At 47.6% G+C, this 24182-nt stretch carries 28 protein-coding genes; 5 read left to right on the forward strand and 23 right to left on the reverse strand.

Translation table 11 applies throughout. The features are described from left to right. Window positions 1-37 precede the first annotated feature (37 nt). The 3 genes from DW091_RS13475 to DW091_RS13485 form a co-directional block, all read right to left on the reverse strand. Complete coding sequence (locus DW091_RS13475; RefSeq protein WP_118518411.1) at window positions 38-502, reverse strand: tRNA (cytidine(34)-2'-O)-methyltransferase; 465 nt, start codon at window positions 500-502, stop codon at window positions 38-40. A 112-nt stretch (window positions 503-614) separates the two neighbouring features. Continuing rightward, window positions 615-1871, reverse strand: coding sequence for a HAMP domain-containing sensor histidine kinase (locus tag DW091_RS13480; protein WP_074616060.1), 1257 nt, complete (start codon window positions 1869-1871; stop codon window positions 615-617). Further along, window positions 1871-2539 (reverse strand): response regulator transcription factor, encoded by a 669-nt coding sequence (locus tag DW091_RS13485; protein WP_013380000.1) that lies wholly within the window; start codon window positions 2537-2539, stop codon window positions 1871-1873. Before DW091_RS13485 ends, DW091_RS13480 begins: the two co-directional genes overlap by 1 nt. Before the next feature lie 160 nt (window positions 2540-2699). Here DW091_RS13485 and DW091_RS13490 point away from each other — a divergent pair, with 160 nt between their 5' ends. Together DW091_RS13490 and DW091_RS13495 are read left to right on the forward strand one after the other, a co-directional pair. Beyond that, the gene (locus DW091_RS13490) at window positions 2700-3374 is read left to right on the forward strand and encodes a response regulator transcription factor (protein WP_074616061.1); all 675 of its coding nucleotides are present in this window, start codon (window positions 2700-2702) and stop codon (window positions 3372-3374) included. Next, window positions 3361-4833, forward strand: a complete 1473-nt coding sequence (locus DW091_RS13495; protein ID WP_074616062.1) for an ATP-binding protein — start codon at window positions 3361-3363, stop codon at window positions 4831-4833. The genes DW091_RS13490 and DW091_RS13495 overlap by 14 nt, the downstream gene beginning before the upstream one ends. Window positions 4834-5048: 215 nt before the next feature. On the opposite strand, the gene DW091_RS13500 is transcribed toward DW091_RS13495, so the two are convergent. The 10 genes from DW091_RS13500 to rplU all read right to left on the reverse strand — a co-directional run bounded on the left by DW091_RS13500 (window position 5049) and on the right by rplU (window position 12343). Continuing rightward, window positions 5049-6785 (reverse strand): B12-binding domain-containing radical SAM protein, encoded by a 1737-nt coding sequence (locus DW091_RS13500; protein ID WP_118518412.1) that lies wholly within the window; start codon window positions 6783-6785, stop codon window positions 5049-5051. 60 nt (window positions 6786-6845) lie between these two features. After that, window positions 6846-7931 (reverse strand): redox-regulated ATPase YchF, encoded by a 1086-nt coding sequence (gene ychF, locus DW091_RS13505; RefSeq protein WP_058694916.1) that lies wholly within the window; start codon window positions 7929-7931, stop codon window positions 6846-6848. A gap of 128 nt (window positions 7932-8059) precedes the next feature. Next, window positions 8060-8413, reverse strand: coding sequence for a ribosome silencing factor (rsfS, locus tag DW091_RS13510; protein WP_187368472.1), 354 nt, complete (start codon window positions 8411-8413; stop codon window positions 8060-8062). Then, window positions 8410-9000 (reverse strand): bis(5'-nucleosyl)-tetraphosphatase (symmetrical) YqeK, encoded by a 591-nt coding sequence (gene yqeK, locus DW091_RS13515; RefSeq protein WP_058694917.1) that lies wholly within the window; start codon window positions 8998-9000, stop codon window positions 8410-8412. The genes rsfS and yqeK overlap by 4 nt, the downstream gene beginning before the upstream one ends. Next, a complete protein-coding gene (gene nadD, locus DW091_RS13520) occupies window positions 8997-9626 on the reverse strand; it encodes a nicotinate-nucleotide adenylyltransferase (protein WP_058694918.1) in 630 nt (209 codons plus the stop codon). Before nadD ends, yqeK begins: the two co-directional genes overlap by 4 nt. Before the next feature lie 17 nt (window positions 9627-9643). After that, complete coding sequence (locus DW091_RS13525) at window positions 9644-9973, reverse strand: YhbY family RNA-binding protein (RefSeq protein WP_058694919.1); 330 nt, start codon at window positions 9971-9973, stop codon at window positions 9644-9646. Between the two features lie 37 nt (window positions 9974-10010). Beyond that, the gene (gene obgE / locus DW091_RS13530) at window positions 10011-11291 is read right to left on the reverse strand and encodes a GTPase ObgE (RefSeq protein ID WP_058694920.1); all 1281 of its coding nucleotides are present in this window, start codon (window positions 11289-11291) and stop codon (window positions 10011-10013) included. Between the two features lie 108 nt (window positions 11292-11399). Next, on the reverse strand, window positions 11400-11687 hold the full coding sequence (rpmA, locus tag DW091_RS13535; RefSeq protein WP_013379990.1) for a 50S ribosomal protein L27: 288 nt from the start codon (window positions 11685-11687) through the stop codon (window positions 11400-11402). 15 nt (window positions 11688-11702) lie between these two features. Beyond that, entirely contained in the window at window positions 11703-12029 is a 327-nt protein-coding gene (locus tag DW091_RS13540) for a ribosomal-processing cysteine protease Prp (RefSeq protein ID WP_058694921.1), read from the reverse strand. Continuing rightward, window positions 12029-12343, reverse strand: coding sequence for a 50S ribosomal protein L21 (gene rplU / locus DW091_RS13545; protein ID WP_058694922.1), 315 nt, complete (start codon window positions 12341-12343; stop codon window positions 12029-12031). The genes DW091_RS13540 and rplU overlap by 1 nt, the downstream gene beginning before the upstream one ends. A gap of 216 nt (window positions 12344-12559) precedes the next feature. Here rplU and srtB point away from each other — a divergent pair, with 216 nt between their 5' ends. Further along, window positions 12560-13303 carry a class B sortase gene (gene srtB, locus DW091_RS13550; RefSeq protein ID WP_058694923.1) on the forward strand — a complete coding sequence of 248 codons (744 nt, stop codon included), beginning with the start codon at window positions 12560-12562 and terminating at the stop codon, window positions 13301-13303. 40 nt (window positions 13304-13343) lie between these two features. On the opposite strand, the gene DW091_RS13555 is transcribed toward srtB, so the two are convergent. From DW091_RS13555 to DW091_RS13565, 3 genes are all read right to left on the reverse strand, one after another. Further along, on the reverse strand, window positions 13344-14777 hold the full coding sequence (locus tag DW091_RS13555) for a sodium:alanine symporter family protein (protein ID WP_058694924.1): 1434 nt from the start codon (window positions 14775-14777) through the stop codon (window positions 13344-13346). 114 nt (window positions 14778-14891) lie between these two features. Next, entirely contained in the window at window positions 14892-16145 is a 1254-nt protein-coding gene (locus DW091_RS13560; RefSeq protein WP_096919467.1) for a tyrosine-type recombinase/integrase, read from the reverse strand. 176 nt (window positions 16146-16321) lie between these two features. After that, window positions 16322-17080, reverse strand: coding sequence for a MerR family transcriptional regulator (locus DW091_RS13565; protein WP_118518413.1), 759 nt, complete (start codon window positions 17078-17080; stop codon window positions 16322-16324). 135 nt (window positions 17081-17215) lie between these two features. Between DW091_RS13565 and DW091_RS13570 the strand changes: the two genes are divergently transcribed. Next, complete coding sequence (locus tag DW091_RS13570) at window positions 17216-18217, forward strand: DUF3089 domain-containing protein (RefSeq protein ID WP_158577899.1); 1002 nt, start codon at window positions 17216-17218, stop codon at window positions 18215-18217. A gap of 36 nt (window positions 18218-18253) precedes the next feature. Here the strand turns inward: DW091_RS13570 and DW091_RS13575 are convergent, their stop codons facing one another. Next, on the reverse strand, window positions 18254-19417 hold the full coding sequence (locus DW091_RS13575; RefSeq protein ID WP_058694928.1) for an NADP-dependent malic enzyme: 1164 nt from the start codon (window positions 19415-19417) through the stop codon (window positions 18254-18256). A 411-nt stretch (window positions 19418-19828) separates the two neighbouring features. Here DW091_RS13575 and DW091_RS13580 point away from each other — a divergent pair, with 411 nt between their 5' ends. Next, window positions 19829-20254, forward strand: a complete 426-nt coding sequence (locus DW091_RS13580; protein WP_058694929.1) for a hypothetical protein — start codon at window positions 19829-19831, stop codon at window positions 20252-20254. 95 nt (window positions 20255-20349) lie between these two features. On the opposite strand, the gene DW091_RS13585 is transcribed toward DW091_RS13580, so the two are convergent. From DW091_RS13585 to DW091_RS13600, 6 genes are all read right to left on the reverse strand, one after another. Further along, complete coding sequence (locus DW091_RS13585) at window positions 20350-21093, reverse strand: GH25 family lysozyme (protein ID WP_058694930.1); 744 nt, start codon at window positions 21091-21093, stop codon at window positions 20350-20352. 90 nt (window positions 21094-21183) lie between these two features. Next, window positions 21184-21315 (reverse strand): hypothetical protein, encoded by a 132-nt coding sequence (locus tag DW091_RS20715; protein ID WP_263422115.1) that lies wholly within the window; start codon window positions 21313-21315, stop codon window positions 21184-21186. A gap of 11 nt (window positions 21316-21326) precedes the next feature. Next, window positions 21327-21467 carry a hypothetical protein gene (locus DW091_RS20155; RefSeq protein ID WP_207665241.1) on the reverse strand — a complete coding sequence of 47 codons (141 nt, stop codon included), beginning with the start codon at window positions 21465-21467 and terminating at the stop codon, window positions 21327-21329. A 126-nt stretch (window positions 21468-21593) separates the two neighbouring features. Further along, on the reverse strand, window positions 21594-22379 hold the full coding sequence (gene trpA, locus DW091_RS13590) for a tryptophan synthase subunit alpha (RefSeq protein ID WP_118518415.1): 786 nt from the start codon (window positions 22377-22379) through the stop codon (window positions 21594-21596). Next, on the reverse strand, window positions 22372-23556 hold the full coding sequence (gene trpB, locus DW091_RS13595) for a tryptophan synthase subunit beta (protein ID WP_118518416.1): 1185 nt from the start codon (window positions 23554-23556) through the stop codon (window positions 22372-22374). Before trpB ends, trpA begins: the two co-directional genes overlap by 8 nt. Further along, window positions 23553-24182 (reverse strand): phosphoribosylanthranilate isomerase, encoded by a 630-nt coding sequence (locus DW091_RS13600; protein WP_118518417.1) that lies wholly within the window; start codon window positions 24180-24182, stop codon window positions 23553-23555. The genes trpB and DW091_RS13600 overlap by 4 nt, the downstream gene beginning before the upstream one ends.

The raw sequence follows: 24182 nt of genomic DNA on the forward strand, positions 1-24182 counted from the left end.
TTTTTTTCATTGTTTTTCATGATTCGCCGCATAAAGCTTAAATCAAGTCAGGAAACCCCTGTTGTCTGAGCGCTTCGTACAAAACAATATTGACTGAATTGGACAGATTAAGGGAGCGTGCCCGCTCGTGGTTTTTCATGGGAATGCGGAAGCGGTGATCCGGGTAGGCGCTGTGGATCTCATCCGGCAGGCCGGCAGTCTCACGCCCAAACAGCAGGTAAGCGTCCTCGGCATACTCGATATCCGAATAGAACGCCTTGGCGTGGGTGGTGAGCACATAGATTTCGGCGTCCGGATTCTTAGCCAGAAAATCCTCAAAATCGTCGTAGACCGCCAAATCCAAGAGATCCCAATAGTCCAGCCCTGCACGCTTCAGGTGTTTCTCATCCAGCGAAAAGCCCAGCGGCTTTATCAGATGCAGCTTCGTGTTTGTCAGCGCACAGGTCCTCGCGATATTTCCAGTGTTTTGTGGTATTTCCGGTTGATACAGTACGACATTCATTTCTAATTTTTATCCTCTTTCCTTTTTATTATTCATTTATTGATGTTAAAACCATAAAAAAAGATAAATCTCATTCCGAACACTCAGAACGTCATGAAATTTATCTTTATTGCTATTTTAAAATGGTCTTTGGCAGCACAATCGTAAAGGTGCTTCCCTGATCAGGCACACTGTCGATTTTAATTTTACCGTTATGTTGCTTTACTATCATATCCGCAATGCTTAAACCCAGACCTACGCCGCCTTTCTCACGGTTCCGCGCATCATCAACACGGTAAAAACGGCTGAATATTTTCTTTTTCGCTTCCTCTGTCAGTCCGACGCCGGTGTCTTTAACCGCGATACAGACATTCCGCTTTGTCATTGTCAGAGAGAGTGTCACCGTTCCTTCTCCAGGCGTATATTTAATGGCATTGTCGACCAGAATACGGATCGCCTGCTTTATCCGCTCCTCATCACCTTTGTAGTCAATGCCCTCTGCGATACTGCCCTTCAGCGCAATCTCATTTTCCCTGGCAACATCAAACATCAGGTCGATAATCTCGGCGCAAAGCGCGCTGAGATCAAACACTTCTTTTTTCATGATGACCTTTTTGTTGTCCGCTTGGGCAATCAGCAGCAATTCTGATACCAGATGGGCCATGGTTTCACTCTCAAGGCTGATGTTGTTGAGCCACCGGATATTATCCTTCAGCACCTCATCCTCCTTCAGCTTTAAAACCTCCACATTGGTCTGGATCACTGTCAGCGGCGTCCTGAGCTCGTGAGAAGCATCCGCGATAAATTTCTTCTGATTCTCAAATGTCTCCTTGATTGGCTGTAAGGATTTCCCGGCCAGAAAATAGCTGATCGGGATCAGTAAAAGGATCCCCCCGCTGCCAATAAACAGTAAAAAGGAAATGACATAGGTAATCATTGAGCGCTCAGTCGTGATCTGCTGAAAAACCTCGAGTGTGTGGGATTCATCCCCACGGCTGAAACGCGTCACATAAACTCTGTAATCTGCCCCGTTAAGATTAAAAACCTTAAAATCATTGTTGAAGCTTTGATCCATTGCCAGTTCATAGCCATGCATAATCAAATCGTTGTCTTCGACCTTCATGCTGACGGTCTGGTTATTTTCATCCCATTCAATATATTCATAGCCCATTTTGTCATGCATGGAATTATTGTTGAAAATACCGTCGCCCTTTTCAGACTCCGAGGAATTATTGATGATGCCCTTGGCAGTATCCATCAGATAAACCTCGCCGGTGAGCCCCAGGCTCCACTGAACGAGAAAACCCAGCAGCAGGATAAATAAAAAAAGAAAAGCAATGAGAATCAAAGTGTTGAACAGCGTAATTTGCCTCTTGATCTCTTTAAACATTATTTTTTACTCAAAGTGTAACCTACACCACGGATTGTGTCAATCTTAACGTTCGTATTGGCGAGTTTTTTACGGAGATTATGGACATATATTTCAATATTATTTTCATTGACTTCCTTGTCAAAGCCCCACACCCGGTCTAAAATCTGTTCTCTGGTAAATACCTGGTTTGGACGCTTCAGCAGCATTTCAAGAATCTTCGCTTCCTTCACAGAGAGCTTGTATTCATTTTCCGGCGTCTGCATCATGTTCTTCTTGGTGTTAAAGCTGACGTCCTCAAAGGAAATGATTTCCCCTTTTATTTCATGGTCGGGACGTCTGCTCAGCGCGCGGATTCTGGCAAAGAGCTCCTTGGCGGAGAACGGCTTGATCAGGTAGTCGTCTGCGCCGAGGTCAAGACCCTTGACCTTATCGTCAACCGTCCCCTTGGCGGTCAGCATTAAAACAGGGGTCGTGATGTCCCTATCCCGGACCTCCTTAAGAATCTCAAGGCCGCTTTTCATGGGCAGCATAATGTCCAGTACAATGACGTCATAAATTGGGTTGAGGGCAAAAAGAAGCCCCTCCTCACCATCGTTAGCCACATCACAATCTATATTTTGGATTTTACACAGCTCCTGGAGAGCATCTGTAATTTTCACTTCATCTTCTATAAATAATATGCGCATTTTATTCTCCTATTTTCTGGAATTTTATTATTATTAAGTATATAGTCCAATCCTTAAATTTGGATAAATTCGACGGCTAAAGCGCCTGAACAAGCGAAATTCATTGCATCCCGCCCCCGGAATCCTTATAATAAAGAAAGATAACAGAAGGAGGAACCCCATGGATTGCATACTTATTGTCGAGGACGATAAAAAAATTTCCCGCATCATCGAGCTTCAGCTGAACCACGCAGGCTATGAGACTGTCAAGGCGTTTAACGGACGGGAGGCCATTGATGTTTTCAACAACACCCCGGACATTGGCCTGGTCTTGCTAGACATCATGCTGCCGCAGCTTAACGGCTACGAGGTTTTAAAATACATACGCGAGCATTCTCCCGAGCTGCCTGTGATCTTTCTCACGGCCAAGGACGATACTGGAGATGTGGTAAACGGCCTAAATCTGGGCGCTGACGACTATATTACCAAGCCCTTTATTTTTGATGAGCTCCTGGCGCGCATTAAGGCAAATCTAAGAAAAAAAGCCGCCGCCTCACCCAAAAACAGCGTAAGCTTTGAGGATCTGGCCATCGACCTTGATACCTTTATGGTCACGCGCGGCGGCGAGAGTATTGAGCTTTCAAAAACCGAGTTTGACCTCCTGCACTACCTGGTGCTCAACCACGGTCTGGTCCAGTCCAGAGAGCAGATTCTGAACCAGGTGTGGGGCTTTGACTATTTTGGAAACGATAATATCGTAGATGTTTATATAAAATACCTGAGGGATAAAATTGACAAGCCCTTTGAAAGAAAGCTGATCCAGACAGTGAGAGGGCGCGGTTATGTCGTCAAATAAGGTTCAGGAACCAAAGCCGATGAAGCTTTACACGCGCATCGTTCTGTTTTTTGTGCTGGCGTTCTCGATTCTGCTGATCATTTCCTTTGTGATGGTGTTTTATTTTTCCCAGCAAATCGTTTTAAACGAAAACCGGAGTAATCTCATAAAATTCAACAGCTATATCATCAACGTGATTAAGGAAAACGAGGAGGCGCTTCTGTCGCTTCCTACCAACAGCCGTCTGGACTTTATCTCTGAAAAAATATACCCGAATGTTAAGGATAATACCTTGATTTCTTATAAAATTTCGGATAACTACGGGGATGTGTACCTGTCCTCCGAAGGGGTGGAGGATCTTTTGAACCAGGATAACTTCTCAGAATACAACATTGACCTCTTCAAGCTGCATATCGACAATCCAGCCGACCAGACCGAGGACAACGTGGCTGTTGACTCTTTCCGCTACAACAAAACCGAGTATTACTATCTCGGCTCGAGCTATCTTGTCAGCGACGACTACACCATCTACATCCAAGTTGTAAAAAACCTGAATGACAGCTTTGTCTACATGACCGCCCTGTTCAGTATCCAGATCGCCATCAGCATCGTCTGCCTCGCGATCATTATCTTTATCGGAATTTATGGCACCAAGCGGTCTCTTAAGCCGCTGATCGAGATTGCCGAAACCGCCAAGAACGTCACGGAGAACAATCTGAACACCCGTATCAAAGAAACCGGAAACGACGATGAGCTGGATCAGCTCATCAAATCTCTCAACCAGATGATCGGCCAGCTCGAATCAGCCTTTGACGCTCAGAAGCAGTTTGTCTCAGACGCGTCGCACGAGCTTCGGATTCCTCTGACCGTCATCCAGGGCTACTCAGACATCCTCTCCTCCTGGGGCAAGGAAAACCCGCAGCTCCTGGAAGAATCTGTGGATTCTATTAACGAAGAGATACAGAATATGAAAAAGCTGGTGGAGGAGCTGCTCCTGATCACCCGCCTTGAAAACAACTATTTCACACAGAAATTTGAGCCGGCTGATCTGGGCGAGCTTGTCACAAAGGTATACAATGAATGCGAAATGATCGACTCCACCCATTCCTTTGAGCTGACCCGGGCCGACCACTGTCTGGTGAAATGCAACGAATCGCTCATATTACAGGCTTTAAGGGCACTTGCCGACAACAGCATGAAATACACCCCGGCACAAGGAAAAATCTGTTTCAGCTGCACTGAGACGGCAAACAGGTGCATCCTGTCTGTCAGCGACACCGGCATCGGCATTCCTGAGAGCGAACTCGAAAATGTCCGCCGGCGTTTCTTCCGGGTCGACAGCGACCGCTCAAGGGAAACCGGCGGCACAGGCCTTGGCCTCTCCATCATCGAGAGCATTGTAAAACTCCACCGCGGAGAGCTTGTGATTGAGAGTACCCTGGGGCAGGGCACCACCATGAAAATCTTTCTAAACAAGTAAAATAAAAGAGACGCCAAAAGCTTGAGGGGGGGGGGACAGGGTCACCCTCTTTCTTTGGTTTGGTTTGGTTTGGTTTCATTTGGTTTGGTTTATATAATGTGTCCGGAACCATGTCCGGTTTGCTATCCGGAACCATAACCGGAACCGTGTCCGGTTTGCTATCCGGTTTGCTGTCCAGACACGCATGCTTTTATGCCGTAAAATGGCGTGTGTGATTACCCGGCCACCCGGATCATCGCACCCTCATAAAAGACGCATAGGCTTCCCCTGCCCGGCTCTGTCCCCAGATACCTCTGGGCAAGGTCAAGGGCGTTTTCCTCAAAATACTGGAAAAAGACGCGCTTGATCACCTGCTTGGCAGGCTGTCCTGAAAGCGCGGGCAGAAAGCTGTCCACAAAGGCTTCCTCCTTTAGCTGTTCAAAGGCCGCTGTTTTTGAGAGCGTCCGGTTTTCGAAAAAGCCCGGGAGAGACCGGTGCCCCTGCCTGAGATAATCCATTTTGATCAGCTCCCCGAGCATTTCTCTGTGGGGCGCCTCGGCGCCTGAGGCCGCAAATGCCTGCAAAATTCCATAGAGCTGCTCCTTTGATTTTCCCAGCTCATAAAACCCTTCCTCCCGCCAATGGTCCGAAAAAGCCTCAAAAAACTCGAAGGGAGAGCCCCAACACCGAGTCTCAAAAATATATTTCAGACTCAGATAAAAGGCGCCGGAATTATAATAGCGGTCCACCAAATCCTCAATGTCCTTTAAGCGCATGAGCTCATCCGCGGAGATAAAATCATTGCTGATTACCTCATAGGGCGGAAAGCTCGCGTAACGGTAATAAAATTTATCGGCTTCTTTCCGGATCTTTGTTCCTTTCAGCAGTTTCAAAAAGCCCAGCTGCAGCATATCCGGCTCAATGGCAATGGTCTCGTCAAAGGATTTTTTGAAAACCGCGTAGGTTTCCTTTGGCAGCCCGGCGATCAGGTCCACGTGCACATGGCAGTTTTTAAACCCGATGAGGCGGCTCACGTATTTCCGGATTTTCTCCAGATCCGTCTTTCGAGTGATGGCCTCCAGGGTCGCATCATTGGTGCTCTGGACACCGATCTCAAACTGCATCAGGCCCCTTGGCGCTTTCGCGATCATTTCCAAAAGCTCATCGTCAAGCAGATCGCCGGCGATTTCAAAATGAAAATTCGTGGTGCATTTCTTTTCGGCCAGATAGGCAATAATGGCCTTGGTTCGCCGGATATCAACGTTAAAGGTACGATCCACAAATTTCACCTGTTTTACCCGGTGGCTGATGAAAAAATCCAGCTCCCTGAAAACACGCTCAAGGGGCAGAAACCGCACCTTTTGCAGGGTGGATGAAAGGCAGTAGGAACATTGGAAGGGACAGCCGCGCATGCTCTCATAATAGATGATCTTGTCTGAGATTGGCTTGATATTATCATCATCATAGGGAAAAGGCAGCGCGCCGAGATCCTCGACAATCCCGATCTTTTCACCGCCGATATGCGAGTGGGACACATCGCGCCCAAACCAGTTGACATTCTCCATTTTCAGAAGCGGCGTTTTATCTCTGCCCTGCAGGGTCTCTATGAATTCGGGAAAAACGGTTTCTCCCTCGCCGGAAATAATATAATCCACAAAGGGATGTTCTTCCAGAAGGCGTCCGCTGTCGTAGGAAACCTCGGGCCCGCCCCAGAACACAACACAGTTGGGACGGCTCTTTTTCAGAACCTCACTGATTTTTGAAATGAACGCCATGTTCCAGATATAACAAGAAAAACCATAGCAGCTTGCCTGTATCCTCAAAAGTTTGCCGGCCACCACGTTAATCTGGTCATTGATGGTTACCTCACAGAGCTCCACATCCGCCTCTGGGGCAGCTGCTTTCAGGGCTCTTATGGCAAGATTGGTGTGCACATATTTTGCGTTGACACCCACTAATACACATTTACTCATTTGTTTCCTCTTTTACAGAAAAATCCCGAAACATGCGGTACCACGTTTCGGGACATTTTATTATACATTAAACCGGAAAAATGTGACGTCGCCATCCTGCATGACGTAGTCCTTACCCTCGATACGGGTAACGCCAAGTTCTTTGGCCTTTACGTCTGAGCCGGCTTTCACCAGCTGTTCATAGGTGGTAATCTCAGCCCGGATAAAGCCGCGCTCTATGTCGGAGTGTATCTTTCCTGCAGCCTGGGGTGCCTTTGTGCCTTTTCGGATGGTCCAGGCGCGTGTTTCCTCGGGCCCTGCGGTCAGGAAGGTGATCAGGCCCAGCAGCTTATAGCCGGCCCGGATAACCTGGTCTAATCCAGAAGCCTCAAGGCCGAGATCTGTCAGGAACAGAGCTTTTTCTTCATCGTCCAGCTCCGCAATTTCTTCCTCGATCTTAGCGGAAATTTTAATGACCTCACGGTTATCGCCGGATACCTTTTCTTTTAAGGCTTTGACCATGTCGTTATCCGAGATTAGATCATCCTCAGCCACATTGGCAATGTACAGAACCGGCTTTGTGGAAATGAGCTGGAGTCCAGAGACATACTGCCATTCGTCCTCAGAAAAATCTGTGTTCAGCGGCATTTTTCCCGCTTCCAGAATGGTCTTCAGCTTTTCCAGAATTTCGAGGTTCGCTCTTTCTGCTTTATCGCCCTTGGCGGCTTTACGCGTCTTTTCAACCCGGCGGTCCACCATTTCCAAATCGGCCAAAATCAGCTCGAGGTTGATGGTTTCCAGGTCGTCCAGAGGATCGATCTTCCCCTCGACATGGACGACATTCTCGTCCTCAAAGCAGCGGACCACATGGGCAATGGCGTCGACCTCACGAATATGGGACAAAAACTTATTGCCCAGGCCCTCGCCCTTGCTGGCGCCCTTGACCAGACCCGCAATGTCCACAAATTCAATGGTGGTGGGCACCACTCTTTTGGACTGATACATTTTCTCAAGCACTTCCAGCCGTTCGTCCGGTACGGTTACCACGCCCACATTTGGGTCGATGGTGCAAAAAGGATAGTTGGCGGACTCTGCGCCGGCCTTTGTTATCGCATTAAAAATTGTACTTTTACCTACGTTGGGTAATCCGACAATTCCAATTTTCATCTGTATACCTCTCTTTTTACAATTCGGTGTTCGTTAACTTTATAATTATACAATAGGAAAAGCATAATCGCAAGCAGACAGTACGCATAAACAAAGAAAAAGGACCGAATAAATATCCGGCCCTTTGCTTATTCAAAGGTAGAAGGTCTTGTGCCGTCTTTCCAGAGGCGTTCCAGATTATAAAACTGGCGTTCCTCTGCGTGGAAAATATGAACGATCACGTCATAGTAGTCCAGCAAAATCCAGCGGGCTTCTCGTTCGCCCTCGATGCTTTTCGGGACAATACCAAGCTTTTCGGCTTCATACTCGACATTGTCGGCAATGGCCTTAACCTGGCGTTCCGAATTACCGCTGGCGATGACAAAGTAATCGCCCAAGGTTGAAACCTCCGAAATATCAATGATTTCAACGTCAGTTCCATTTTTAGCGTCAATCCACTCTTTTACTTTTTCTGCAAATTCTTTTGATTCGATATCAATCACTCCTTTTTATTTTTTTCGCGATCCATTTTTTCAAGGATCAAATAATTACGTGCCGATACGGTTCTTTCGTGAATCAGGCCGCCGATTCCGCTGATATAGCGGATTGTATTGGTCAGCGCCTGGATCATCGCGTCGTCCAGATCTTCAAAAGCCATCTTCCTGAGCTTATCAACTCCCGGGTAGCTGCGCCCAGGCTCGATAAAATCAGCAAGATAGATAATTTTTTCGAGAACGCTCATGTTTTTCCGCCCGGTTGTGTGGTATTTGATGGCGCCGAGTATTTCCTTGTTCTCAATGCCGTATTCTGTACGGGCCACCACCGCCCCCACCGGGCCGTGCAAAAGCTGCGGCTCACGACGGGTAATCTCATCGACATTGAGATAATGCTTCTCGGCTGTTTCCAGAAGCTGGGCGTCGCTGTAGTTTTTGGCGCAGTCGTGCAGCAGGGCGGCATACTTCACCTTGTTTGCATCGCAGGGGTAGATTTCCGCCAGCTTCAGGGCAGATTCCACCACGTTTAGGGTATGCTCGTAGCGCTTGGGCTTCAGCTCTTTTTTTAGTTTCTTTTGAATTTCCGCATAGTTCATTCTGCATCTCCCATGGGCTGCTTCGCCAAATAAAGCTGATTTTCAAAAATATACTGCTCAACCGCCTCCGGCAGAAGGTATTTTATGGAATAGCCATTCTTTACCCTTCCCCGAATATCCGAGGAGGCAATGTCCATTTCCGAGGTAAATAGTTTATAGATCCTGGCGCCGTAAATTTCCTGGAGCTCCTCGATCCGCGCGTCCAGCTTATTATGTGAATAGCCCGGCCTGAAGGTCGTGATGAAATTAACAGACGCCAGCAGCTCCGGCGCCCCTTTCCAAAGCGTGATCTCAAACATGATGTCCGCGCCGGTGATAAAATAAAAATTACTCTCCGGATAGGTCTGCTTGATCTGCTCGATGGTATCGACGGTGTAGGTCATCCCCGGCCGGTCGATCTCGATGGACAGCACCTCAAAATAAGGATTGGACTTGGTCGCGAGCTCCACCATTTTCAGGCGGTGCCTGCGGTCGATCTCCTTATCCATCTCTTTAAAGGGATTGTTGCCGGCAGGTATAAACAGCACCTTATCCAGACCATACTGGTCTCTGGCCGATTCTGCCAGCAGAAGGTGCCCGTTATGGACCGGATTAAAGCTCCCGCCTAATAAGCCTATTTTTTCCATACTTACCTCTTTAAAAGCTACCGTTTGTTTTTCTTTTTCAGCGTCTTTGAATTTTTGGACGGCACTTCTATCTTTGTTTTCAAAAGATTCTTTTTATACAATATGAATTTATTGCCAATGGTACAGACCACCTCTGCCTTTGTGGCAGCGGCCAGCGTCCGGGCGGCGTCTTCCACCTCTTCCATGGAATTCTGCTGGATTTTTCCCTTTATCAGCTCTCTGGCTACAATGGCGTCTCTTGTCTGCTGAATAACCTCAGGGGTGATCCCGTCCTTTCCGATAAAAATAATATCGGGAATATCCATGGCAAGCTTTCTCAAATAGCTTCTCTGTTTACTTGTTAGCATTTTTCTCTCTTTCTATTATAGCATATCTCGCTCAATTTTATTTAAAATATTCAAATTCGATATCCTGAAGCCGGACGACGTCTTCGTCCTGAATCCCCATTTCCTCGAGCTTTTTGAATATGCCCTTGTCCTTGAGCACTCTCTGGAAATATCCGATGGAGTCAAAGTCCTCAAAGTTGACGGAATTGATCAGCCGTTCAAAATCACCTTCCACCACGTAGACATCGCCTTCTTTGTGGACCGTGAAGGGTTCTTCATCAAAATCGGCCTTGTATACCACATCCTCATCGGCTTCCACCTCAAAGATTGGTTCAACCTCGCCGATTTCATCGAGCAGTTGAATCACACGGCTGAGCAGGGCATCAATACCCTTTCCGGTAGCGGCAGATATGGGGAATACCTCATAGCCCATCGCTTCAAATTCAGAAACCAAGAGCTCCAGCTCCTCAGGATCAGAGATCAGGTCTACCTTATTCAAGGCTACTACCTGCATTCTCTGGGCCAGACGCTCGTTATATTCTTTTAATTCCTCATTGATGGCCTTAAAATCTGCCAGAGGGTCCCGGCCTTCACTGCCAGAGGCATCCAGCATGTGGATTAAAAGCTTTGTCCGCTCAACATGGCGCAAAAACTGGATTCCCAGACCGGTGCCTTCATGAGCTCCCTCGATAATTCCAGGAATATCCGCGATGACAAAGGGATCGTAATCCTTCCATTCCACCACACCAAGGTTTGGCACGATGGTTGTGAAATGATAATTCGCAATTTTGGGCTTAGCGGCTGTTACCATGGAGAGAAAGGTTGACTTTCCAACGTTTGGGAACCCCAGCAGCCCGACGTCAGCCAAAAGCTTTAATTCCAGCACCAGGGTTCTCTCCTGCCCCTTTACGCCGCCCTGGGCAAATCTCGGGGCCTGTCTGGTGGAGGTCGAGAAATTCATATTTCCGAGTCCTCCCCGGCCGCCCTGGGCCACAATACAGGATTCGCCGTCCTCGCTTAAATCGCAGAGAATCCGGCCTGTTGTCTTATCCTTGACCACTGTGCCCACCGGCACCTTTATGAGCAGGTCCTCACCGGATTTACCAGTCGAGCGTCCCCCTGTTCCATTTCCGCCGCTTTCCGCTTTATATTTTTTGCGGTATTTAAAAGCCAGCAGCGTTCTCAGGCCATTATCCGCCTCGACAATGACATTGCCGCCCCGGCCTCCGTTTCCACCGTCCGGCCCGCCGTTCGGGACGTATTTTTCCCGGCGGAAGCTCATTCCGCCATGACCGCCGTTACCGGCAGTTACATATATCTGCGCTTGATCAACAAACATTATAACACCTCATTTCCAATGTTTATATACCCATATATAAGAAAAACCTCTTATCATAATAATACAATAAGAGGTTTTTGATATTATTCGACTGTCGTCCTGAAAGAACTACATTGCTTCTCGAGGATAAATGCTGACCTGTTTCTTGTCTTTGCCTTTACGTTCGAAAGTTACGACACCGTCACACATCGCAAATAAAGTATCATCGCCACCGCGGCCTACGTTCTTGCCGGGATGAATATGAGTTCCTCTCTGTCTTACTAAAATGTTACCAGCCAATACGAACTGACCGTCTCCTCTTTTAACGCCAAGACGTTTGGATTCACTGTCACGACCGTTTCTAGAACTACCTACCCCTTTTTTGTGGGCAAACAGTTGAAGGTTCATTTTAATCATTATTTTCACCTCCTGTTAATTATCAATTATTTTAACATAATCTCTATAAGCGGCTTCTGTAGCGCACAGCCCTAAATGGAAAGTATCCATCAAGGCGTCCGCCTGAATTTTCTGCACCGGGTCTTTGATTTCGGGAATTTCAAAGGACGTATAGCCCTCATCTACCCGACGGTTTAAATCGGTCAGACCAACGATCTCACTCAAGCCATTCAATATACTGATGGTTAAGATCGAGACTCCTGCGCATACGATATCTTCGCCTGAATCCGCATATTCTCCATGTCCGGATACCTCTACTTTTCGTATCGTATCGCGGTCTCTCTCAAAAGTTACTGTAATCATTACGCTTCGATTGCTGTAATTTTAACTTTCATGAACGGCTGTCTGTGGCCCTGTTTTTTACGGTAATCTTTTTTAGATTTATATTTATAAACAATTACCTTTGAAGCCTTAGCTACTTCTAAAACTTCGCCTTTAACCACTGCATTTTCAACAACCGGAGTACCAACAGTTAATTCACCGTCTTTGTTCACAGCTAAAACATCGCTGAAAGAAACTTCCTTCGCGCCGTCTTCGAGATTGAGTTTTTCAATTTCGATCACATCGTCCTGCTGAACGCGGTACTGCTTACCACCTGTTTTAATGATTGCGTACATAATAAAAACACCTCCTCATACCAGTCTCGCCACGAAAGGTGCATTTCTGACTTATAACCTTACATGTGCGGCTTCATAACTCGTTAATCATAACACATGCTCAAAGTCTTTGTCAATCACAAATAAAATTTTTTTCTTTTTAAAACGCAGGTGCTTTCTTTTTAAGGTAATTATGCTAAAATAAACCCGTTACTATTTTTGATAAAGGAAGCCAAAATGAGCCAAAACCCAAAGACTGAAAATAAAAAGACAAGCAACAGGATCATAAACAGCATTTGTATTATCGTCATTATCGCCTCACTGGCTGGCCTGATTTACTACAGCCTGCCTTATATCCGCCAGTATTTTAAAAAAGAAGCGGTCGCCAGCATTGCCCAGCCAACCGCGGAGGATACAGGCGTTGACTTCGATGCCCTCAAGGCCGTTAACCCGGACACTGTCGGCTGGATAAAAATAGAGGGCACCTCCATCGATTATCCAGTTGTCCAGACCGACAATAACGAAAAGTATCTATACACCACCTTTGAGGGCGAGGAATCCCAATGGGGCGCAGTCTTTCTCGATTATACCTACAATTTTAACCGTGTGCCAAAGGCCCAGAACAGCGTTCTGTATGGGCACAGCCACAATATCCAGAAATCCTCCACTTTCGGAGATCTTCACAACTATCTGGATGAGAGCTTCTTCAGGGCGCATCAGACCATCGAGTACGACCGAGTCGGTGATCCGGGGAAATGGGAGATCTTCTCTGTCTACAAAACCGAAGCCGACTATGACTACCGGCGCCCCGATTTTGCGGGTGACGAGGACTTCCTATCTTATTTCCAGCGCATCCAGAACCGCAGTCTCTATAAAACGGACGTAGTTCTTGAGCCAGACGATGAAATCCTGACCCTTTCTACCTGTGTTTTTGACATGGACGATGGCCGGCTGGTTGTCACAGCTAGGAAAATTTCATAAACAAAAATCCCGTCTGCACTTACGCACAGGCGGGATTTTTTCAGTTCATCTGCTTCTTTTTAAGCTTTCTCATTTCCCTTTCAGGAATCAGGATATTTTCCTGATAATCAAAGCATTCCTGGGCGATCACCTTGTTGAGCACCAACAGACAGATAAGATTCGGAATCGCCATCAGGCCGTTCATGGTATCGGAAAAATCCCAAACGATCTGCAATGCCGTTGTCGCGCCCAAAAACGTGACAACCGAAAAGACAAACCGGTAAATTTTAACTGCCACAGTTGACGGGATCAGATATTCCAGTGACTTTTCACCATAATACTCCCAGCCCAGTATGGTCGAAAAGGCGAACAGCATAATACCAATGGTGACGATCATAGCGCCTACCGGGCCAATGGCAGACTCGAAGGCCCTGATGGTCAGGTTTGCCCCGGTATAGATCTCGCCTGCCGCGTTAGTTGTGCCCAGCACGCCCGAGGAGGCGATGACAAGGCCGGTGATGCTGCAGACCACCAGCGTGTCAAAGAAAGTACCGGTCATATTGATATACCCCTGTCTTGAGGGGTGGTCAGTTTTGGCCGCTGCTGCCGCGATCGGGGCAGAACCGAGCCCCGCTTCATTGGAGAATACCCCACGGGCAACGCCCCAGCGCATGGCTGAGAGCATATTCGCAATGATGGATCCCCCTACACCGCCGGCAACCGCTTCAGGTGAAAAGGCCATGCGGAATATCTCGACGATTCCCGCCGGTACGTTATGAAAATTAATGATAATAACAAGGATTCCGGCTACAAAATAGAAAACAGCCATGATCGGAACAATAAAGCCGCAGACACGGCCAATGCTCTTGATACCGCCCAAAAGGACGATCAATGCCAAAACAGTCAGAACAACACCGGTTATCCAGGTCGGTACCCCAAAAGTATTCTGAACCGCATCAGAGATGGAGTTCGCCTGTGTCAGGTTACCAATACCAAAGGATGCGATGACGGCAAAAAGTGAAAACAAAAACGCCAGCAGGCTTCCCAGCCATTTAACTTTAAAGCCCTTTTTCATGGCGTACATGGGCCCGCCAGCCATCTCACCCGACGAGTTTGTCTCACGGTATTTGACCGCCAGAACACTCTCGCCGTATTTGGTAGAAAGGCCAAACAGCGCGCTGATCCACATCCATACCAGTGCCCCCGGGCCTCCCAATACCATGGCTGTGGCAACGCCGACAATATTGCCGGTCCCAATAGTCGCAGCCAGAGCTGTCATTAAAGACTGAAAAGGCGAGATATCCCCGCTGTGCTCCTTGGCATTTTCATCTTTGGGCGGGCGGGTAAACACCGATCTCAGAGCATACCCCAGATTCCGCCAAGGCAAAAACTTCAGCCGTATGGTCAAAAAGACACCTGTACCCACTAACAGCACAAGCATATATGGTCCCCATACAAAGTCATTGACCACCGCAATAATTTCAGAAAAACTCATTTTCTCCCTCCCTTTTCTAAATATACCTGTTCATTTTACCACATTTCACGTTAGTGCACAAGTTGCGGGTACAAGTGTCCTCATTTTACGGTCTTTTTGGCCTGTAAAAAAAGATCAGGCTGAATATTCCCAATCTACTTTAGACATTTCTGCCCTGTCCTGATTTGTGATGGAATGGATATATAACTGTAATGTCAATGCTGCGTTCGAATGTCCCAATATCCTGCTCAAAACAGATATCTGCATGTTTTTACTGGCTGCGATGGTGGCAAAGGTGTGGCGGAGCGCGTGAAAATTGACTTCCTTGACCTTCGCCTTTTTTAAGACGACTTTAAAATACTGCTGATACACCCTCGGATCAATAAAGGTCCCCGACTGATTTTGAAAAACAAAAGTATTTTCATTGATGTTTCCCCACGACTCGGTTACGACCATGCGGTGATAGGCCTTCAAATACTGGTATTGGCCGTTGTTCATGGGAATATCCCGTACAGAGTTGGTCGTTTTTGTTTCTGAGACAACCAGCTTTGTTTTTGGCCCGGCCGGGTCAAAGGTCTTAACCCGCTGAACCGAATGTCGGACGTGTATCACCCGGTTAGAGAAATCGACGTCGCCCCACTTGAGGGCCGCCAGCTCGCCAAGACGCATCCCGGTTTTTAACGCCATCAGAATCGCAACGGATTTGGGATTATCATCCGTGTGAAGCAGCACATACTCCAACCGTTTACACTCATCCGGCTCCAGATAGACCGGCTTATGGAATCTTTTGGGCGGCAGCGACACCTTTCTGCAGGGATTTTTAATCATCAGCTCCTGGTCCACCGCCAGCTCCAGCGCGCTTTTTAAAATCATCATATAACTCCTGACCGTCGCAGGCGACAGGCCTGTATCGTCATTCTTCGCGTTTTCACATAAATATTTAACAAATTTCTGAATGATATCCGGTGTCAGCTCCAGCAGATTATAGCTGCCGATCTGAGGGATGATATGCTTGTAGATCACATTATAATACCGCATATAGGAGGTTGCCCGAATCGTATTTTTCTTATGCCCTTCCAGCCACTCGATCATCCATTCCTGAAGTGTCAGTGTCCGGACCACTTTCAGCATTTCATCATGGCTGAAGGCTCTCTGTAAAATCCCGGTTGTCTGCTGCTGTGTTTTCTGCCGGCGCAGCAAGCGCTGTAGCTCAACCTCCTCGCGAACTCTTTCCTCCGCCTCTTCCAGAACTTCTACTGCTTCCTCATAGGTATGGGCATAGACTGACCGGTATAGGGCCTTTCCGTACACCCCTTCATACCCCACAATGTAACGACCTTCATAACGGTTGTCTTTCCGCTTGTAGATGTTTCTTCTCTGTTCTTTCATAATTTCCTCCTGATAAATAAAATTTCTATATCATTTTATATTCGGAGATAAAAATCGGCTGAGATTTTTTGTGATAAACTATGTTTATTTGTTTTAAACCCTTTTTTACACAAAAATAAAAAGAACCTGCAGACTTACCTTCTCTGCAGGCCCCTGTTGATCATAGACTTAAGGGTTTACCAGATAAACTTCAGCACACTCTGCTTAAGCAGCTCTGCACTGTTCTTTCCCGCTTTACTTTCATAATATTCTTTAAAGCGTTGGTCTTCTGTGTACATCCGAACCAGTCCGCGGTGTGCGTCCGGGTTAGTGCTTCCCCACGCCAGCGTGATCCACTGTTTATGAAGCCGGGCAAGCTCCTCCCCTTCCGGGCTGTCGATGCTTCCCAGCCGGGTTACTTCTGTTAAAAGCGTGAGGATGCTTTCTTCCAGCCCGACAAATTCATTATATTTTTCCGGTGACATGTTCTTAAACTGGGCATTACTTTTATCAACCGCTTCGGCGCCATATTTTTCACGGATTTCCTCACCATAACGGTCCTCGTTTTCATCAATCTTGTTTTGAATAAAGCCTTTGAATTTTTCGTGATCTTCCATTGTCTTTTTCCCTTCCTTGCTCTCGATCGTTCTGGTCACAGTATTGATTAAATCGTCAATCTGCTTCTTTTTAAGAAGGAGCTGCTCTCTGTGGGATTTCAGAGCAGTCAGGCTGTCAAAGCCCGGAGCATCCAGAATCCGTATGATTTCTGCCAGCTCAATTCCCAGCGCGCGGTAAAATAAAATCTGCTGGAGGCGGTCGACCTCACGCTCCCCATAAATCCGGTAACCCGAGCTGTTGATACGCGCCGGCTTCAACAGCCCAATCTCATCGTAATAACGCAGTGTTCTCGGCGAGACCTTTGCCATAGCCGCCAGCTTTTTAACCGTATATTCCATATTCTGCTCCTCCTGTCACACATTATAGACGTTGACGCCGCGTAAAGGTCAAGGCCTTTTTTGATTTGCTGTAAAAAAATATTTAAGCTATAATAGATGATAATAAGACAATTCCATAAAATCAAAGGAGTCCGTATGAAAGAGCATCCTTATCTTCCTGATTTAGATACACCAGTCGATTACAGCCTCAATCAAAACTGGCTGTGTCTGCCTAAAAAAATAGCCAGGCCTGACGACAAGCCCATCGATATTTTTTACCTCTACCCCACCGCCTACTATAAAACACCGCATGGTCCTAATATCTGCGAGGTAACCAATGAAGCCATGCGTATCCGGGCCGCAGAGCACCTCCAGACAAAGGCGTCCGTCTTTTCGCCCTACGGCAATTTTTACGCGCCTGCGTACCGCCAGGCCGCCCTCGAATGCCTTCTCGACAATACGCCGGAAAACAATCTGCTTTTCACAAGGGGGCCTGTCACCTGCGTACTGTCTGCCTTTGACTATTACATTAAACACCATAATAACAGCCGTCCCTTTATCCTGGCTGGCCACTCCCAGGGCTCGCTTTTGCTCCAGTTTATTCTCAGCCTCTATTTAAAAGAGCATCCAGAGGTTCAGGCGCGAATGATCGCCGCCTATGTGATCGGCTACTCCATCACTCGGGGGTACTTGAAAGACAATCCTCATTTGTCTTTTGCGCAGGGCGCAAGGGACACAGGCGTTATCATCTCATACAACACAGAATCACCAGGCGTTACGGGTGATAACATCACCCTGCTTCCAGACGCGGTGTCCATCAATCCAATCACCTGGATCCTTACCGATAAAAAGGCCGAGGCGTCGCAGAGCCTTGGTTCGCGCCTGGTCATACGTGACAGCGCAGGTAAACTTGTCGGCATGCAGGATCTTCCGCACTATGCCGACGCCGCCCTTGATCTGGACCGCGGCACTGTGATCTGCAGTACTGCGGACCCGGATGCTTTTAAGGTCATCGGCCAGGAGAGCGCTTTCCCCTCCGGTGTTTTACACACCGGCGATTACCCGCTTTATTACTATGACCTTCAAAACAACGTTAAAACACGCATAAAATCCTATTTTTCAAGCCATCCTCAAACAGATGGAAAATACGCTCTTTAAAAGAAAAAGCTCCCTCAGATTGAGAGAGCTTTTTTCTTATTTTACTTCCTTCATCCAGGCGTCATAAACCGCCCTGGCAACCGCCGGAGCGACGCGTTTATCAAAGGGACTTGGCATAACATAGTCCTCATTCAGTTCCTCTGCACTTACAAGGCCAGCGATAGCATAGGCTGCCGCTACCTTCATACCTTCAGTGATGCGCGACGCTCTTGCGTCCAGCGCGCCTCTGAAAATCCCAGGGAAGGCCAAAACGTTGTTGATCTGGTTTGGAAAATCAGACCGGCCCGTTCCAATGACACGCGCACCTGCTTTTTTAGCCAGATCCGGCATAATTTCAGGGATAGGGTTCGCCATGGCGAAAAGAATGGCGTCTTTATTCATTGACGCTACCATCTCCTCTGTCACAATGCCAGGGCCAGACACACCGACTAAGACATCGGCGCCCTTGATGGCATCCTCCAGGCTTCCGGTAATGTGTTCCTGATTTGTATGCTCAGCCAGCCAGAGCTTATGGCCTGTCAGGCCGTCACGGCTGATATCAATGATGCCGGTACGGTCACACATGACGATGTTTTTTACATTTAGGGACATCAGCATTTTCGCAATGGCCGTCCCGGCAGCACCCGGACCGCTGATGGCTACTTTAATCTCAGAAATATCCTTCTCAACTATTTTCAAGGCGTTGATGAGGGCAGAAGAAACGACAATGGCCGTCCCGTGCTGGTCATCATGAAAAACCGGAATATCGAGGGCTTCCTGAAGCTTTTCCTCAATCTCAAAGCACTTCGGCGCAGAGATATCCTCCAGATTAATCCCTCCAAAGGTCGGCGCGATGTTAATGCCTGTCTGGATAATCTCATCAGCGTCCTGTGTGCTGACACAGATCGGAAATGCGTCGACATTGCCAAAGGATTTAAACAGGACAGCCTTGCCCTCCATAACCGGCATAGCGGCCTCACCGCCGATATTGCCAAGACCCAAAACAGCTGAGCCGTCTGATAAAACCGCGACCAGGTTTCCCTTGGCGGTATATTTATAGACATCCTCTTTATTCTCCGCGATTTTACGGCAGGGTTCGGCAACACCCGGTGTGTAGGCGATGCTCAGATCATCTTTATTTTCAAGTTTCATCTTAGAAACGACTTCTACTTTACCTTTGCACGCTTCATGGGCTTTCAGCGCTTCTTTATTGTAATCCATACTTTCCTCCGGTTTCTACATTTATGTAATGAAATAACGGCCTTATTATAACACAACCCCGTGTGGGTTTAAAGACGGTTTACAAGAAACTTTCAATATTGTGACAGCAAAAGAAAAGGCTCGCTTGGGGATGCGAGCCTTTTCCGGGTTAGAACAAGTTATGAATGTGGTAAAAATTCATAAAATCAAGGAGTATCGTTGGAGTTAGAAAAAATAATTTGTTATGTTTATCTAACTTTAAATCTATTATAGAGCCTTCAGCCTGCTTTGTCAACCCTATTTTGAAATTTCTTAATTTAATCTTCAGGTTCTTACCAAAACCACGAATACCGCCAGTTTTTTTCTTTTTCTTTTAATAAACTTCTGGTATAATTGACAGAAACAAATAAAACACTTTTGATGAGAGGACACATGAAAAAGCGATTATTTATATTGTTATTGATTGTCACCACCCTGTTTACAGTAAGCAGCTGCGGCCAATCCGAACCACTGGTAAGGTTCGACGAAGGCAGCGGGCTTTTTATCACCTACGGATTTGTTCCCGTCGATGATAAAAACACACAGATCATCAGTACAGCGGTCAACAATTCGGATTATGAGATTACTGACCTGAAGGTTACCTACGGCATTAAGGATTCTTCCCACACCATTGAGGAGAGCGCCGACAGTGTTAATTCCAAGTCCAGCCGCGATCTCTCAAAGGTCACGCAGAGCTATGTACATTCCCTGGATGAAGGAAAGCTCTATATTTCTCAAATTGACTATACCGTGAAGAAGGATAAAAAAGCTCAGAAAATCACCTATCATCCTGACTCTGACACTTATGACCTGAACTGAAAAATCCCTCCGGCGAAAAGCATCCGGGGATTTATATAACGATTTTATCCTGATTTATATCAAAAAAACAGGCGCCTGGACGCCTGTTTTCTTTTTTATTCAAACTGTTTTTTAAATTGGCGAAGGTCTCCATTGTAAAGGTCCATATCGATAAACCGTTCCTCACCGCTGTAACCATTGAGGATTTCTCTCTGGGAATACTGCCAGAAGAGCCACTCGTGACCGCCCTTCAGTTCAGGCTCCTGGTCTGAAATATCACAGATCCAGATCGGGATTTCAGCAAAGGCGTCGGACAGATAGGTGTTATAGGTATTGTAATTGGTATAGATGATTGGTGTCTTTTCATAATAATCTTTGAACCTTACGATCATATCATTGACAATGGCCTGTACCTTGTTCTTATCCATCGGCTTATCCAGATAGTCTCCATAGAGCTCGAGGTCAATAACTGGCGGCAGACTGTCATTTTCCTTGGGAACTGTGTTGATAAAATGGTCGGCCTGGGTTTTTCCATCCTGGTCAAAATTCACAAAATGGTAAGCGCCGACCTTCAGATGAGTCTTGCGCGCTTCCTTCCAGTTCTTCTCAAAATTTTTATCCACATGGTCTTTTCCCTCCGTCGCTTTAATGAAGGCAAAGTATATGTCCTGGTCAGCCAGCTTTTTCCAGTTAATATCACCCTGATAGGCCGAAACGTCGACACCTTTTACATGGTTTCCACTGTTTCGCACGCTGTTAATCGCAAAGAAAAGGACCACCGCCACCAGTATTGCCGCGGCCGCACCGGCAACGATGATCAGGCCTTTCTTACTTAAAAATGTTTGTTTAAATTTTTCCATATAACCGCTACTCCTTTAAATTCTGCTTTACAGTATATCGATTCATTCTTAATATTAGCTGGTAGAAGTCTCTCAGCACTCTGACGCACCTTACCAGCGACGGTGCCTGCGGTCTTCATTGTTTTCATTATCGTTGTCATCATCCCTGTGCTTATTGCGGTAAAAGATCACAACACAGAAGCATAACAGTACAACGCCCCACATCCATGCCGGCAGCTGCATTTTCCACCTCCTCAGAACTCACGGTGCTGGCTCTCATCGATAGCGATGGCCTCCAGCTGTGTTCTCAGCCAATGTAAATATTCTGCCTTATTAGGATCGGTCTCCTTGCGCTCCGCGTGGTTGACCACCATCACTAATTTGTCAAACTGCATTTGTATCTTAGGGAATTCTTCCACTGATCTGGTTCCTCCTGTTCTCTATTTTCGGCTCTATTGTAACACAAGTTTTCCCAAAAAACAAAGAAGATGTCACAGCTTGGATGACATCCTCTAAGGTAATTAACCATTTTTTGCACAGGCCGCTTTCATTTTCCGGACATATTCCTCGATAACCGGTCCAGCGGCTTCGCCGTTAGCCTCGATCATTTTTACAATAGCCGACCCCACAATCACACCGTCCGCGTACGCACTGATGCTCTCTGCCTGTTCCGGCGTAGAGATCCCAAAGCCGACAGCTGCTGGTGTGCTGGTATTCTCCTTTATAACCCTGATCATCGACTGAAGGTCTGTTGTGATCTCAGACCGGACACCGGTAACTCCAAGGGAGGATACTGTATAGATAAAACCCGAAGCCTCTCTGGCGATTTCTCCAATGCGCTGCTCGGAGGTTGGTGCGATCAGCGAGATGACATCCACACCATATCTCCCGGCAATGGGTTTAACCTCTTTATTTTCCTCAAAGGGCAGATCCGGAATGATGAGCCCGTCAATTCCCACCTCCTGGCATCTTGCGCAAAACCGTTCCACACCATAGGTAAAGATGGGATTGACATAGGTTAAAAACACCAGGGGCACCTGAACCTTTTCCCGCACCCGGGCCACCATGTCAAAAATTTTGTCTGTTGTGGCGCCCTGGCTGAGCGCGCGGATATTTGCCCGCTGGATCACCGGCCCTTCTGCGATGGGATCAGAAAAGGGAATCCCCAGCTCAATGAGGTCCGCTCCTGCCCGCTCCATGAGCGTGATGAACGCCTCTGTTTTTTCAAGGGTCGGGTCACCCGCTGTGATAAAGCTGATAAAGGCTTTGCCGTGGTCAAAGGCCTTTGCGATACGATGGTTACTCATGTAAATCCACCCCCTTATAGCGCGCGATGGCTGCCACATCCTTATCTCCGCGGCCCGATAAGCAAATGATGATGCTCTCATCCTCTGACATGGACGGCGCCAGCTTTCTGGCATAGGCCACGGCGTGAGCACTTTCGACTGCCGGGATAATCCCCTCTGTCTGCGAGAGGTACTCAAAGGCTGCGATGGCCTCGTCGTCGGTGACAGGCACATACTCAGCTCTGCCAAGATCGTGCAGATGGGCGTGCTCCGGACCGATGCCGGGGTAATCCAGCCCAGCGGAGATCGAGTATACCGGGGCGATCTGGCCGTAGACATCCTGGCAGAAATAGGATTTCATACCATGAAAAATGCCGGGGGTGCCCTTGGCGATGGTGGCCGCGTGCTGGTCAGTATCCACGCCCTTTCCGGCCGCTTCGCAGCCGATGAGCCGGACGCCCTGATCTTTTATAAAATGATAAAACATTCCCATGGCATTGCTGCCGCCTCCGACACAGGCCAGCACAGCCGCAGGAAGTTTTCCCTCTCTTTCCAGAATCTGCTCTCTGGCTTCTCTGCTGATCACAGATTGAAAATCACGCACCATCATGGGAAATGGATGCGGCCCCATCACTGAGCCCAGCACATAGTGGGTGTCTATAATCCGGCTGGTCCATTCCCGCATGGTCTCATTGACCGCGTCCTTTAAAGTCATGGTGCCGCTGGTAACAGAGTGGACCTTTGCGCCAAGCAGCTCCATCCGGTAAACATTCAGGGCCTGGCGGTCGGTGTCCTCTTTTCCCATGAATATTTCGCATTCCATATTCATGAGCGCCGCCGCAGTGGCGGTGGCAACACCATGCTGCCCTGCGCCTGTCTCCGCAATGACGCGGGTTTTGCCCATTTTCTTTGCCAGGAGCACCTGTCCCAGCACATTGTTGATTTTGTGCGAGCCGGTATGGTTCAGATCCTCACGCTTCAGGTATATTTTCGCGCCGCCAAGATCCTTCGTCATCTTTTCGGCATAATATAGTAATGATGGGCGGCCTGCGTAGTTTTCCAGCAGGCTGTTCAGCTCGGCATTAAAGGCCGGATCATTTTTATAGTGTTCGTAGGCCTCCTCAAGCTCAATCACCGCGTTCATTAATGTCTCAGGGATATACTGGCCCCCGTGCTGTCCGTAACGTCCTTTTGTCATTGATCGAATCTCCTTATTTTTTTGATGATTTCCTCTATTTTACTGGGGTCTTTATACCCATTTGTCTCCACGCCGCTGCTGATATCCACGCCGTATGGCCGAAAGGTTCTGATAGCTTTTTCGATATTTTCAAGCTTCAGCCCGCCTGCCAGGAAAAAGGGCTTTTCGCTCACATTTCCATCTAACAGCTCCCAGTTAAAAGCGCTGCCTGTACCGCCGTAGGCATTCTTATTATAGGCGTCCAGCAGCAGGTAATTCGCCTGGCCGTAGGCTTTAAGCGCCGCCAGGCTTTCTTCCCCCCTGATTCTAAAGGCCTTTACCACGGGACAGCCGGTCTCACGGCGCACCCTCTCGGCAAAGGCCGGGGGCTCATCGCCGTGAAGCTGGACGATATCCAGAATACCCTGGCTGGCAATCTTCAGAACAGTCTCCAGACTGGGGTTGACAAAAACACCCACGCTCTGGATTTTTGGGTCGAGCTGTCTTTTCAGCGAAAGGGCCTGCTGTGGTGTCAGGCGGCGTCTGCTCTCGGCAAATACAAAGCCAATATAATCTGGCCGGGCCGCATTGACTGCTTCGATATCCTGCAGCCTTGTCAGGCCGCATATCTTAATCTTGGTCACCAT

This window comes from Eubacterium sp. AM05-23, assembly GCF_003477535.1.
In the GTDB taxonomy this organism is placed as follows: Bacteria; Bacillota; Clostridia; order Eubacteriales; family Eubacteriaceae; genus Eubacterium; species Eubacterium maltosivorans.

Coding starts and splice junctions, on each gene's coding strand:
- DW091_RS13475 (WP_118518411.1), bottom strand. CDS start 502: ATGAATGTCGTACTGTATCAACCGGAAATACCACAAAACACTGGAAAT.
- DW091_RS13480 (WP_074616060.1), bottom strand. CDS start 1,871: ATGTTTAAAGAGATCAAGAGGCAAATTACGCTGTTCAACACTTTGATT.
- DW091_RS13485 (WP_013380000.1), bottom strand. CDS start 2,539: ATGCGCATATTATTTATAGAAGATGAAGTGAAAATTACAGATGCTCTC.
- DW091_RS13490 (WP_074616061.1), top strand. CDS start 2,700: ATGGATTGCATACTTATTGTCGAGGACGATAAAAAAATTTCCCGCATC.
- DW091_RS13495 (WP_074616062.1), top strand. CDS start 3,361: ATGTCGTCAAATAAGGTTCAGGAACCAAAGCCGATGAAGCTTTACACG.
- DW091_RS13500 (WP_118518412.1), bottom strand. CDS start 6,785: ATGAGTAAATGTGTATTAGTGGGTGTCAACGCAAAATATGTGCACACC.
- ychF (WP_058694916.1), bottom strand. CDS start 7,931: ATGAAAATTGGAATTGTCGGATTACCCAACGTAGGTAAAAGTACAATT.
- yqeK (WP_058694917.1), bottom strand. CDS start 9,000: ATGAACTATGCGGAAATTCAAAAGAAACTAAAAAAAGAGCTGAAGCCC.
- nadD (WP_058694918.1), bottom strand. CDS start 9,626: ATGGAAAAAATAGGCTTATTAGGCGGGAGCTTTAATCCGGTCCATAAC.
- DW091_RS13525 (WP_058694919.1), bottom strand. CDS start 9,973: ATGCTAACAAGTAAACAGAGAAGCTATTTGAGAAAGCTTGCCATGGAT.
- obgE (WP_058694920.1), bottom strand. CDS start 11,291: ATGTTTGTTGATCAAGCGCAGATATATGTAACTGCCGGTAACGGCGGT.
- rpmA (WP_013379990.1), bottom strand. CDS start 11,687: ATGATTAAAATGAACCTTCAACTGTTTGCCCACAAAAAAGGGGTAGGT.
- DW091_RS13540 (WP_058694921.1), bottom strand. CDS start 12,029: ATGATTACAGTAACTTTTGAGAGAGACCGCGATACGATACGAAAAGTA.
- rplU (WP_058694922.1), bottom strand. CDS start 12,343: ATGTACGCAATCATTAAAACAGGTGGTAAGCAGTACCGCGTTCAGCAG.
- srtB (WP_058694923.1), top strand. CDS start 12,560: ATGAGCCAAAACCCAAAGACTGAAAATAAAAAGACAAGCAACAGGATC.
- DW091_RS13555 (WP_058694924.1), bottom strand. CDS start 14,777: ATGAGTTTTTCTGAAATTATTGCGGTGGTCAATGACTTTGTATGGGGA.
- DW091_RS13560 (WP_096919467.1), bottom strand. CDS start 16,145: ATGAAAGAACAGAGAAGAAACATCTACAAGCGGAAAGACAACCGTTAT.
- DW091_RS13565 (WP_118518413.1), bottom strand. CDS start 17,080: ATGGAATATACGGTTAAAAAGCTGGCGGCTATGGCAAAGGTCTCGCCG.
- DW091_RS13570 (WP_158577899.1), top strand. CDS start 17,216: ATGAAAGAGCATCCTTATCTTCCTGATTTAGATACACCAGTCGATTAC.
- DW091_RS13575 (WP_058694928.1), bottom strand. CDS start 19,417: ATGGATTACAATAAAGAAGCGCTGAAAGCCCATGAAGCGTGCAAAGGT.
- DW091_RS13580 (WP_058694929.1), top strand. CDS start 19,829: ATGAAAAAGCGATTATTTATATTGTTATTGATTGTCACCACCCTGTTT.
- DW091_RS13585 (WP_058694930.1), bottom strand. CDS start 21,093: ATGGAAAAATTTAAACAAACATTTTTAAGTAAGAAAGGCCTGATCATC.
- DW091_RS20715 (WP_263422115.1), bottom strand. CDS start 21,315: ATGCAGCTGCCGGCATGGATGTGGGGCGTTGTACTGTTATGCTTCTGT.
- DW091_RS20155 (WP_207665241.1), bottom strand. CDS start 21,467: ATGCAGTTTGACAAATTAGTGATGGTGGTCAACCACGCGGAGCGCAAG.
- trpA (WP_118518415.1), bottom strand. CDS start 22,379: ATGAGTAACCATCGTATCGCAAAGGCCTTTGACCACGGCAAAGCCTTT.
- trpB (WP_118518416.1), bottom strand. CDS start 23,556: ATGACAAAAGGACGTTACGGACAGCACGGGGGCCAGTATATCCCTGAG.
- DW091_RS13600 (WP_118518417.1), bottom strand. CDS start 24,182: ATGGTGACCAAGATTAAGATATGCGGCCTGACAAGGCTGCAGGATATC.